7 protein-coding genes are annotated in these 12,277 nt (G+C 45.5%); all 7 read left to right on the forward strand.

Translation table 11 applies throughout. The annotated features are described in order from the left end of the window. The first annotated feature begins 21 nt into the window (after positions 1-21). The 7 genes from PL85_RS08655 (at position 22) to PL85_RS08685 (ending at position 12,271) form a co-directional block, all read left to right on the forward strand. Entirely contained in the window at positions 22-3,690 is a 3,669-nt protein-coding gene (locus PL85_RS08655) for a DUF6701 domain-containing protein (RefSeq protein WP_234826572.1), read from the forward strand. Positions 3,691-3,860: 170 nt separating this feature from the next. Then, complete coding sequence (locus tag PL85_RS08660) at positions 3,861-4,904, forward strand: rod shape-determining protein (RefSeq protein ID WP_013857874.1); 1,044 nt, start codon at positions 3,861-3,863, stop codon at positions 4,902-4,904. A gap of 51 nt (positions 4,905-4,955) precedes the next feature. Continuing rightward, positions 4,956-5,843 carry a rod shape-determining protein MreC gene (gene mreC / locus PL85_RS08665; RefSeq protein WP_013857873.1) on the forward strand — a complete coding sequence of 296 codons (888 nt, stop codon included), beginning with the start codon at positions 4,956-4,958 and terminating at the stop codon, positions 5,841-5,843. Further along, entirely contained in the window at positions 5,833-6,321 is a 489-nt protein-coding gene (gene mreD / locus PL85_RS08670) for a rod shape-determining protein MreD (protein WP_013857872.1), read from the forward strand. The genes mreC and mreD overlap by 11 nt, the downstream gene beginning before the upstream one ends. Beyond that, the gene (locus tag PL85_RS08675; protein WP_115339474.1) at positions 6,318-6,884 is read left to right on the forward strand and encodes a Maf family protein; all 567 of its coding nucleotides are present in this window, start codon (positions 6,318-6,320) and stop codon (positions 6,882-6,884) included. The genes mreD and PL85_RS08675 overlap by 4 nt, the downstream gene beginning before the upstream one ends. Before the next feature lie 22 nt (positions 6,885-6,906). Further along, positions 6,907-8,376, forward strand: a complete 1,470-nt coding sequence (gene rng / locus PL85_RS08680) for a ribonuclease G (protein ID WP_019281135.1) — start codon at positions 6,907-6,909, stop codon at positions 8,374-8,376. 10 nt (positions 8,377-8,386) lie between these two features. Then, positions 8,387-12,271 carry a YhdP family protein gene (locus tag PL85_RS08685; RefSeq protein WP_115339475.1) on the forward strand — a complete coding sequence of 1,295 codons (3,885 nt, stop codon included), beginning with the start codon at positions 8,387-8,389 and terminating at the stop codon, positions 12,269-12,271. Positions 12,272-12,277: the final 6 nt, after the last annotated feature.

The following is a 12,277-nucleotide window of genomic DNA, read 5'->3' on the forward strand; positions in this document are numbered from 1 at the left end:
TCTATCTCTGCAACAAGTGTAATGGCTTTCCAGCAGATTGATAATTCTATCTATTTTCCTCACGTTGCCCAAGGTCAGGGCAGTTGTGCAAGCTCTCCAAATCCTCAACTTATCCAATACGGATACTCACAGATTACGGGAACAGCGGGTGACCCACTGGCATTTTGTTCCATCAACAATATTTCTGAACGCCAAAATGCTCGTTGTGATGATCAGTTTTGCCAAGTTACAGGGGGAGGTGTGGCTTCCTTAAGTTTAAGCGGTGGGAATGCATTCAAAAATTCCAGTAATAATAATAACCAAATCAACTGGTGTTATAGTGGACAAAGCATTGTATTGAACCAATCAAATATAGGAAAACTACAACTATACGATAGCTGCACGCTTCAATTTTCAGGGTTGTCTGAATATAAAATAAAGTCTTTAGATATGGGCTCAAGCGCAACTCTTGTGTTGTCGTCGGGTGACTATTGGATTGAAACATTACAGTTAAACTCCAATGCAATTGTTGAAGTAGAAGGCGATGTTCGGCTATTTATAAAAAATAGTTCTAGCTGGAATAGTTCAGATATCAATATTTCTGGTGCGGGGAATTTAACGATCGTTGGATTTAATAATCTTTCTCTGAATGGTAATACACAAGTTAATGGTTATGTTTACATAGGTAACACTCTAGCTCTGAATAACTCTGCCACAATCAATGGCCGTACGACAAGCCGCCGATTAATGATGGAGGGGAATACTCAGATCAATCAAAATGAGCAGCAAGGCTATGCTTGTTTTGAGGATGATTTTAACCGCTCCTCGCTTGGTCAGAATTGGATCCCTTATACTAGTACTGGTAGCTTTACGCCGAGTTTGATTAGTAATCGCTTACGCTTAACTGAGGATCAGAATAACCAAGCAACCGCAGTGACTTATCAACGAATTTTCCCAGCGGCTGGCAACTTAGTTACTGTTGAGTTTGATTACTATGCGTGGGCGAATTTAACCGGTGATGGTGCTGATGGGGTGTCGATTATTTTTTCGGATGCCGAGATTATCCCTAGAACGGGTGGTTTTGGCGGCTCTTTAGGGTATGCACCCACCACAAGTTCCAATCCAATTAAGCCGGGTTTTGCTGGAGGTTGGCTTGGGGTTGGTTTGGATGAATGGGGAAATTATTCCAACCCAACAGAGGGAAGAGTCGGAGGGCCTGGTTTTCGTCGCCAAGCCGTTGCCATTCGAGGCTCTGAAGCCGCAAGTTATCGCTATCTAGTGGGAACTGCCGCTAATTTGAACCCCAAGCTGGATGTACGTCGTACTTGTCAATGGTGGGGCGGTAACTGTTCTTTTCCAGGGCCAGGTCCCGGGCATCGCTATTTCATCACCATCGATTCACGAAATAATAACGCGGTTTATGTTCGTGTGGATCGTCTGGTGAATGGCAATATGCAGACAGTTATCGATTGGTTTAATGTGCTATCGAATCCTAATCAAGGTGCGACACCTGAAGAGTTTTTACTTTCTCTTGCAGGCTCAACAGGGGCTTCTGTTAATAACCATGAGATTGAAAACTTTAAGGTTTGTGCCTTGAAGTCTCGTGACGTGGGGGAGCAGGTTGATCATTTTCGTTTTACTTTACCATCGTCAGATGGGCTAACTTGCAACGCCGCTGATGTACAAATACAAGCTTGTGCAAATAGCAGTTGTAGTGAGCTTTACCAACAGCCGATCACCGCGACTTTACTACCAAATTCATTGCCTTCTGCTGGCGGTGGATGGCAAGGTGGCTCCCAAGTTAATATGACGAATGGTATTGCTAATCTGAAGCTTCGTAAAAATAGTGCAGGGAATGTAACTGTGGGGGTTCAGAGCTCAGTACCTAGTGCGAAACCTTTTTCGACCAATCTTTGTCGATATGGTAGTGGGGGGTATTCTGCCCAAAATTGTACACTTAATTTCGTTGATAGTGGCTTCATTTTGGATGTGCCTAATTCCTATGCCAATCAATCGGTAACTGGGACCATTAAAGCGGTACGAAAAGATAACGCTTCACAACTGTGTTTGCCTAGTTTTAAAAATGTACAAAAACCCGTTTCCTTTTGGAGTGATTACTTGAGCCCTAATGGGGGGCAAGGTTTTAGAGCTTTATCGGTTGGTGTGAATAGTGTGGCGGTAGGGCCGTCATCCAATACTGCGACGCCAGTGGTGCTCAATTTCAACCAAAATGGTGAGGCGAGTATTAACGTCTCCTATCGTGAGGCTGGCAGCCTGGCTTTGAATGCCCGTTTAACGGGAAGTGGTGATGAGCAAGATTTGCAACTAACAGGTCAAACGACTTTTATACGAGTTCCTCGTGCTTTAGTACTCAGCGCGACCAGTTATTATGGTGTTAGTGGAGCGTGTCCTAATGCCGATATTAACTGTGATATTTTTGCTAGGGCGGATGAAAACTTTAATCTCAATATCAAAGCGGTTGCGGAGGCACCGATTGAGGATAATGATTTCACTAACAATTTAGTAGTGACAAATTATCAACAAGCAAACATTGAGCTTAAACATACTCTAATCGCACCAGCGACAGGCGTGCCCGGTGCTCTCGGTGAAGTTGAATATGATCACCAATTAGGTAGCTCGACGACTGTACAACAAAGAGTGAGTGAGGTTGGGGTGTTTGATTTCTCGCTGAACGCGCCAACGACGTATCTTGGACTCGATTTAGCGAGTGAGAATCTGCCGATTGCCGTTGCCTCAACGGGCCCGATAGGTCGTTTTATCCCAGCCTATTTTTCTCCTTCTTCGGTGGTGACCAGCTTACAGGCTGAGTGTGAGGTGACTTCTCCGAATGACGAATCGTTCAGTTATTTAGGACAACCGTTTGGATATAAAGAAAATCCGGGTATTTACTTACACCCAAAATCCGCGTCAGGCAGTGAAACGGTCAATTATTTCGACAGTGCTTGGTGGCGTTATGATCGGCAGTGGGACAATCGAAACTATAACGATACTGTGAATAGTTTACCAATCAGCTTTGATAGCGATTTGACGAGTGTGAACCGAGTCAATGGCGTTGATTCTCGCATTGAACTCTCTGGGGAGATATTGATCTACCAAAAGCCACCACAACCAATAGTGCCTTTTAACAGCAAGTTAGATCTTACCCTCTCGGTATCCGATCTTACAGATCTTGATGGAGTTTGCTACCGCGAAACAGCCAGCAGTCCTTGCATAGACTATACGATTACAGATATTGATGATGAGATGAAATTGCGCTGGGGAAAACTGGTGATCCACGACACTTATGGCCCAGAAACGAGTGTGTTAAGTCAGCCAATCACGAGTGAATACTTCACTGCCAATGGCTTTGTTACCAATAGCTTTGATAGCTGTACAAGGTTACCAGATCTTGCGAATTTCACTTTAACGCCGACCGATCTAACTTTAGGTTCAGGTGGGGCTCCTGAAGTTTATCCTACTTTAGTCAGTCAAACGCTCGCTTTGGGTGCCGCGAATATCAACTTTACGGCTCCGGGAGCGGGTTATCAAGGATTCATTGATACTTTGCTTGATCTCAATGCTCATGGGTTGCCTTGGTTGCGTCCCTACAATGATCAAAATAGCGCGTTTGAAAATGAAGTCTCAGGCCGAGTACAGTTTGGATTGTACCGAGGCAGCGACCGGGTAATCTGGTGGCGTGAAAAAAATTAACCGGATAATTCACACAAATTCATAGAGATTTTTCTACCTAAGTTAGGAATCTGTTAGAAATTGCGTGTTTCAGTCCATGTTTATGCGTCAACGCCTTGCTGTGATCGCAAGGCATTGGTACATTTAGTGCAATTTTCTATCTTCTAATTCTTGCAGGACGAGCGAAGAATATGTTCAAAAAACTGCGTGGCATGTTTTCCAACGATCTATCGATCGATTTAGGTACCGCCAATACTCTTATATACGTTAAAGGACAAGGTATTGTCCTCGACGAGCCTTCCGTTGTTGCTATTCGCCAAGATAAAGGTCGTGGTGGAAAAAGCGTTGCTGCTGTCGGTCATGCCGCTAAGCAGATGCTTGGTCGTACGCCGGGGAATATTTCTGCAATTCGTCCTATGAAAGACGGCGTGATTGCGGATTTCTACGTGACCGAAAAAATGTTGCAACACTTCATCAAGCAGGTGCATGACAACAGTGTACTCAAACCAAGCCCTCGCGTTCTGGTGTGTGTGCCTTGTGGCTCCACCCAAGTTGAACGCCGTGCGATTCGTGAATCAGCACTCGGTGCTGGCGCGCGTGAAGTGTATTTGATTGATGAACCTATGGCGGCGGCCATCGGTGCAGGTCTGCGTGTTTCTGAACCAACGGGTTCAATGGTGGTCGATATCGGTGGTGGTACGACTGAAGTTGCCGTTATTTCCTTGAACGGTGTGGTTTACTCTTCCTCTGTGCGTATCGGCGGTGACCGTTTTGATGAAGCGATCATCAATTATGTGCGTCGTAACTACGGCAGCTTAATCGGTGAAGCGACCGCAGAGAAAATCAAACATGAAATTGGCTCGGCTTACCCCGGCGATGAAGTGATGGAGATTGAAGTTCGTGGTCGTAACCTTGCTGAAGGGGTCCCTCGTAGCTTTACTCTTAACTCCAATGAAATCTTAGAAGCACTGCAAGAACCGCTTTCCGGTATTGTTTCTGCGGTGATGGTTGCGCTTGAACAGTGTCCGCCAGAGCTTGCTTCTGATATCTCAGAAAATGGTATGGTATTAACCGGTGGTGGAGCGCTGCTCAAAGATATCGACCGCCTCTTGACCGAAGAAACGGGAATACCAGTCGTGGTTGCCGATAATCCTCTAACCTGTGTTGCCCTTGGTGGCGGTAAAGCGTTGGAAATGATCGATATGCACGGTGGCGACCTATTTAGCGAAGAATAATGGCTTTGGGAGCCGTAAAGCTCCCATTATGACATCTAGGATTTTTATAGAATGAAGCCAATATTTGGTCGAGGACCATCTCTTCAGCTACGTCTCTTTTTTGCCGTGATTTTATCAGCCAGTCTTATGCTGGCTGATAGTCGTTTAGGTGCTTTTTCCAACGTTCGTTTTTTTCTTAATAGCTTAGTGGCTCCCATTCAATACATGGCGGATTTACCGCGCAGTATGTTTGATGATCTGTATGAGCGATTCGCCACCCATCAAAAACTGATTGAATCGAATCAACGTTTAAAACGAGAAGCGATCACCTTGAAAAGTGATTTGATCTTGTTTGATCAATACCGCGAAGAGAACCAACGGTTACGTAAATTGCTTGGATCTTCTTTTGTTCGTGATGAAAAGAAGGTTGTCACTGAGGTGATGGCGGTCGATACCTCACCTTATCGTCATCAAGTTGTGATTGATAAAGGGCGAACGGATGGCGTTTACGAAGGGCAACCCGTTATTAACGACAAAGGTATTGTTGGCCAAGTGACTTTTGTGGCGGCGCATAACAGCCGGGTGTTGTTGCTGACTGACACCAATAGTGCGATTCCAGTGCAAATTATTCGTAATGATATTCGAGTGATTGCTTCAGGGAATGGCCAGGTGGATCGTATTCAATTGGAACACATTCCCACCAGCACCGATATTGAAGTGGGCGATTTGCTCGTCACATCAGGTTTAGGGGGCGTATATCCTGAAGGTTATCCTGTCGCACACGTTTCGGTGGTCGACAAAGATACTCAGCGTGAATTTGCGTCGATCACCGCCGATCCCGTGGTGGATTTTGATCGTCTACGCTATTTGCTGTTGATCTGGCCTAACGAAGATAGGCAGCAGAAAGTATTGCAAGTTACGCCAGAGAAAATGTTAGAGGAAGCAACCGATGGCCAGTAGTGTCGTGAAAAGTAAATTGGTGATTGGTGCATCATTTCTCTTTGCTCTGGTTTTACAAACTATCCCTTGGCCGGGTGAGCTGGATCTACTGCGCCCATCGTGGTTACTGCTGGTGACATGCTATTGGGTTTTAGCGTTGCCGCATCGAGTCAACGTAGGGTCGGCTTTGATCCTTGGTTTGTTATGGGATCTGCTGCTTGGTTCAACATTGGGCATTCGTGGCATGATGATGGCCATTGTTGTCTACTTAGTAGCGATTAACTTCTTAGTGCTGCGTAATATGGCGTTATGGCAACAAGCCGTAATCATTGGCGTGTTATCTATGTTGCTTGAAGTGCTGATCTTCTGCGGCGAATATTTAATTCAAGATGTGACATTTAACCCGCTCTCGCTATGGGTTGGTATGATCAATTGCATATTATGGCCTTGGATGTTCCTACTGCTTCGTCGTGTGCGACGCCACTGGCACCTTAGATGATGAATAAAAAAATTGTATTAGCTTCTGGCTCGCCAAGAAGACGAGAGTTACTGACTCAACTGGGTTATCAGTTTGATATTGTGGTACCCAACGTTGAAGAATGCCGTAATGAGCATGAAGCCCCAGCAGTGTATGTTGAACGTTTGTCACGTGATAAGGCACAGGCTGGTGTTGCTTTATCCAACCCTGCTTCGATAGTTATTGGGTCTGATACCATAGTCGTGCAAGGTGAAACAGTACTTGAAAAACCCGCTGATTTTGCTCAAGCACAACAGATGTTACGCAGCTTATCTGGTACAAAACATCAAGTGATGACGGCCGTAACCGTAGCAACACATGATCATTCTAAATCCGTCGTGGTAACGACGGATGTATGGTTTAAACCTTTGTCAGATGAAGAAATAGAACAATATTGGCAATCGGGTGAACCTTGCGATAAGGCTGGCAGTTATGGCATTCAAGGATTGGGTGGACGATTTGTAACGAAGATCGAAGGCAGCTATTACGCTGTTGTAGGATTACCATTATTCGAAACTGACCAGCTCTTGCACGAATTTATATAATTAAAAACATTGAGGTGTACTCATGAGTGCAGAGTTGCTACTAAACGTCACCCCGAGTGAAACTCGAGTGGCGATGATTGAAGGCGGAGTTCTTCAAGAGGTCCACATTGAGCGAGAAGCGAAACGCGGCATTGTGGGCAATATTTACAAAGGAAAAGTCAGCCGAGTTCTTCCCGGAATGCAGGCCGCCTTTGTCGATATTGGTTTAGACAAGGCCGCTTTTCTTCACGCTTCTGACATTGTTCCTCATACTGAATGTGTGGCTGAGAACGAAAAACAGCAGTTTCAAGTTCGTGATATTTCAGAGCTAGTTCGTCAAGGCCAAGATATCGTGGTGCAAGTGGTCAAAGATCCATTAGGCACTAAAGGCGCCCGTTTAACGACAGATATTACCCTACCTTCGCGCTATCTCGTTTTTATGCCCGGCGCAAGTCATGTTGGTGTCTCACAACGCATTGAAAGTGAATCAGAGCGTGATCGTCTCAAAAAAGTCGTGTCTCATTATTGTGATGAGCACGGTGGGTTCATTATTCGTACCGCCGCTGAAGGAGCTGATGAGAAAGAGCTTTCACAAGATGCCGCCTTTCTTAAACGGCTATGGCTGAAAGTGTTGGAGCGTCGAGTTAAATACAAAACACGCTCGACACTGTATGGCGAATTGGGTTTAGCTCAGCGTATTTTACGAGATTTTGTCGGCACCGATTTGACGCGGATCTTAGTCGATTCGCGCCTTGAATTTGAGAACCTCAAAGAGTTCACCTCAGAGTTTGTGCCTGAGTTAACCGATAAGCTTGAACTGTATGAAGGTGACAAGCCTATTTTTGATATGTACGACACCGAAAACGAGGTTCAGCGTTCTCTCGAGCGTAAAGTGGAGCTCAAGTCTGGTGGATACCTTATCATCGACCAAACCGAAGCAATGACCACGATTGATATCAATACTGGCGCGTTTGTTGGCCGTCGTAACCTCGAAGAAACCATTTTTAATACCAATGTTGAAGCGACTCAAGCGATTGCCCGTCAGTTACGTTTGCGCAACTTAGGGGGCATCATCATTATTGATTTTATCGATATGATGTCTGAAGAGCACCGTAAGCGAGTGCTCAACTCCTTAGATGCCGCCCTGGTTAAAGATCGCGTCAAAACGAATATTAATGGTTTTACGCAGTTAGGCTTGGTGGAGATGACGCGTAAGCGCACCCGTGAAAGTATTGAACACGTGTTATGTTCAAGTTGTCCAACCTGTGAAGGCCGCGGCAGTGTGAAAACCGTTGAAACCGTCTGTTTCGAAATCTTACGTGAAATCACGCGTGTCAACCGCGCTTACGATGCGGATAAATTTGTGGTTTACGCATCCCCTGCGGTGGCAGAAACCTTGCAAGGTGATGAGTCTCATGCTCTTGCTGAGTTGGAAGTGTTTATTGGAAAAGAAGTGCGCATCCAAGCGGAGCCACTTTATATTCAAGAACAATTTGACGTTGTGATGATGTAGTAGGGCTTTTGTGATCTCAACTTTTACGCGCCTTTGGCGAATAGTATTGTGGTTTATCGTTTGCGTGCTAGTGGTGCTGGCTGTTGCTGTCACCACCTTGCGTGTGTTTTTGCCACAAATGAATCGTTTCCAAGGCGAAATACAAACGTTGATCAACCAAAATTCAGGTTTTGAATTTGAATTAAGTGAGGTCACTGGTTTTTGGCGTAATACTCACCCGTCAATTGCACTTAAGGGGCTAAAAGCAAAGTTACCTGATGGATCGCAAATTCACTTTTCTGCGCAGCAAATCGATGTTGAATTTGACCTCATTCAGTCAATAATGCAAATGCAACCTGTGGTCGCGGATCTCAGTATTCATCAACTCAAATTGGATATTCGCTCGGTAAACTGGCTTGAGCTACAGGCTGAAGATAACCAACAGAGCCGCACACAAGGCAATGTCATTCAACGTTTAGACAACCTACTGCTGCGGCAATTGGATGATTTTGCGCTACTCGACTCGACGGTTTTCTATCAATCTGTCGCGGGGGAGATTCGCCAGTTAGATATTGAACGTCTTCGGTGGAAAAATAACGCTCAGCAACATAAAGCTGAAGGCGTGGTGAGTATCGCTGATACCAGTATTAACTCTCTGTTAGTGAGTGCTAACTTTGAAGATCATGGTTCACTACGCGATATTTCAGGTCGCTTCTATGTTAGCGCTGACAATATCAAAATAAACCCGTGGTTGACTCGTTATCTCAAAGACGAAACCGGCATTAAGAAAGGACAGGTGAGTTTTAATGCCTGGCTGACCTTAGAACATAACCAACCCAAAGATGGCTATGTCGAACTTAAGCCCTCGGAACTGGTTTGGGGTGAAGAGCGTCAGCATGAACTGTTGTTAGAGTCGGGAATCATCAAACTGTTACCTATTGAACAAGGATGGCAAGTTAACGCTTACTCACTTCAGTTGCGCACGGATGACGAAGTGTGGCCTAAACTTGATGCCGCGTTTGAATGGCAACCGACGCAATGGCGTTTGAACTTGTCGCAGTTAGACATAAAAACTTTGCTTCCCTTTGTGAAAATGATGCCCGATTCCAGCAAAACGAACGAGCTTTTGCAGCAATTGGATTTGGGGGGCACCTTAGAAGATATTCGGCTCAGCAAAGGAGATAGCCTGCAATCGCTTCGTTATTCTGCCGAACTCAGTGATGGCGCCATGGCGCAATGGCAGTTATTGCCACAAGTACACCATCTCAAAGCTTCCATTGCAGGTAGCATGGAGAGTGCCCGCGCCAAAGTGACGCTGATTGATGACGTGTTACCTTATGGTGATGTTTTCCAAGCACCATTGAATATTCGTCAAGGTGAAGCTGATGTTGTGTGGCAAAAGCAAGCCGATGGCTGGTCATTGTGGGCCAGTAAAGTGACTGCGGCGACGCCAGACTTACAAGTGCTTGGATCATTTCGTCTCGATTTTCCTGAAAAACGCAGCCCTTTACTTTCATTTTATGCGGAAGCGGACTTATACAATGCAGGTGAAACTTGGCGTTATTTGCCCACCTTAGCATTGGGGCGCAAGTTAACAGACTATCTCTCTACTGCGATTCAAGGTGGTAAAGCCAACACTGCTAAACTGCTTTGGTATGGTGAACTTGGCGATTTTCCCTACCAACAAAACAATGGCGTATTCCAAGCTTGGGTTGGTTTAAAAGAGGCGAAATTTAGTTTTGATACGGCGTGGCCGCCGATCACCAATTTGCAACTCGATCTGCTGTTTGAAAACGATGCGATGTACCTTGATTCACACTCTGCGACCTTAATGGATGTCACTGCCCAGCGGATCACAGGGCGAATACCTGAGCTAGCCGAAGGTGGACACATCGAAATCGAAGCCAGTGCAACAGCCCAAGGCAATGCCGTACGCGACTATATGACCTCAACGCCTTTAGTGGATTCGGTGGGAGCGGCGTTAACGGCGATCCAAGTCAGTGGCGAAGTGCAATCTGAATTTCAGCTTCGTATCCCTTTTGATAGTGAACAGGAACCCCGAGCATGGGGTTGGGCGAATTTAAATAATAACCACGTGGAAATTGATGCACCGCCAATGGTGCTTGAGGGTGTCTCTGGCAAAATTGAATTTGATAATGACGTTGTGACGGCAGCCGGTTTGTCGGCTGATCTGCTGACTCAACCGATCGCGATTGATTTTAAAGGTGAAAATGCCAGCCAAGGTTACGCGGTGAATATTGATGTGGTGGGAGACTGGGATATTAAACCCCTGACGCCTTTTGTCGGTGAGCGCTGGCTAAACCGTTTAAAAGGGCATGCTCCTTGGCAAATGGGCGTTGATATTCAGCTCAATGATGTCGGTTTCACTTATCAAATCGACACCTTAGCCGATTTAAAAATGGTAGAAAGTGATTACCCTTACCCGCTAAAAAAAGCCTTCAACGTGGCAGGCAAAGCTCACTTGCAAGCATCGGGTAACCAAGAGTCGATCACCGCCCGCCTACAATTACCACAAGCGAAATACCAAGCTGAAATCGATATCACATCGAAAAAACCACGCCTGACGGCCACCAATCTCATAGTAGGGAGCGGCAATTTCAAAATCAGCCCAGTGGTTGGCCACCATGCGCAGATCCGCAGCGATACCTTTAATTTGGATGAATGGTTGAGTTTGGCCAATGAGCCTCAGCCGAAGAAAAAATCAGCTCTAGCGGAGATGAATACTCCCGAGATCCCACCACCAGAGAGAGTGGACATCAACGTCAAAGCACTTCTACTAGCGGGCATTGAGTGGCACGATGTTGATTTTAATGCCAGACGTAAAAATCTCGGTTGGTACGCACAGCTCGAGAGCCAAGAAGCAAAAGGCCAAGCGAGTTATATTGAACCTTATGATTTGTCCGTCTCGCTTGAACGTTTGCACGTTTACATTCCTGAGCTGGAGGACAGCTCCAAAAAATCACTGTTGGTTGATCAAGATCGCCAGTCTGAGCCGCTTATTACTGATTTTGACCGACAGTTTCATCGATTGGTGCCAAACTTAACTTTGGCCATTGATGATCTTTGGTTGCAGGGTTACAAGGTAGGCAAGATGAATATGGACTTCCAACGGCAAGGTGATACTTTGCAATGGAAGAAGATTGATATCAGTAGTGGTTCAAACCAAGTCAATATCAGTGGTGCTTGGACGTTGAATAAAGACGCACAAGGTGATGAGCGTAGCCATACCCAACTGAATCTCACCATGAAAGGTGACAATAATAGCGATTTGATGGAGCGCTTTGGCATCAGCTCCGGTATCCAAAGAGCGCCATTTGAAATGTCGAGTCAAACCGAATGGGATGGCGCGCCTTGGTCAATGAAGATCGACAGCTTAGAAGGCAAGATAGAGACTACTATGGGTAAAGGGGTAGTTTCTGATGTCAGCGGTGCCGCTCGTTTACTCGGATTATTCAGTTTAGATTCCATTATCCGTAAAATGCAGCTCGATTTTAGTGACGTGTTTGATAAAGGAATGGCCTTTAACTCAATTACAGGCAGTGGTGAAATTTCGCAAGGGATTTTTGTTACCAACAACATCAAAATGGATGCTGTTGCCGGTGAAATGACCATTAAAGGCTTAGCGGATCTCAATAGCCGTACTGTTGATGCTGAGGTGAATTTTGTACCAGACATCACATCAGGAATTCCCGTCTTGACGGCTTTTGCGGTGACGCCGCAAACAGCGCTGTATGTCCTAGCTATTACGACCGTGATTGCACCTGTGGTTGAGGTCTTTACCCAAGTCAATTATGAGGTTAAAGGACCAATTAATTCACCGGTTGTTAAAGAGCTTTCGCGTAGTCGAGGCGAGTTTAAATTGCCAGAAAAACTGAGAAAGCTGACTGAAAAATAAGGAAGA

The sequence above is a fragment of the Vibrio anguillarum genome (assembly GCF_001989995.2).
Lineage (GTDB): Bacteria > Pseudomonadota > Gammaproteobacteria > Enterobacterales > Vibrionaceae > Vibrio > Vibrio anguillarum.

What these genes read in the sequence shown, in the direction of transcription:
- PL85_RS08655 (WP_234826572.1), top strand. Translation starts at nt 22, where the DNA reads ATGGCTTTCCAGCAGATTGATAATTCTATCTATTTTCCTCACGTTGCC.
- PL85_RS08660 (WP_013857874.1), top strand. Translation starts at nt 3,861, where the DNA reads ATGTTCAAAAAACTGCGTGGCATGTTTTCCAACGATCTATCGATCGAT.
- mreC (WP_013857873.1), top strand. Translation starts at nt 4,956, where the DNA reads ATGAAGCCAATATTTGGTCGAGGACCATCTCTTCAGCTACGTCTCTTT.
- mreD (WP_013857872.1), top strand. Translation starts at nt 5,833, where the DNA reads ATGGCCAGTAGTGTCGTGAAAAGTAAATTGGTGATTGGTGCATCATTT.
- PL85_RS08675 (WP_115339474.1), top strand. Translation starts at nt 6,318, where the DNA reads ATGATGAATAAAAAAATTGTATTAGCTTCTGGCTCGCCAAGAAGACGA.
- rng (WP_019281135.1), top strand. Translation starts at nt 6,907, where the DNA reads ATGAGTGCAGAGTTGCTACTAAACGTCACCCCGAGTGAAACTCGAGTG.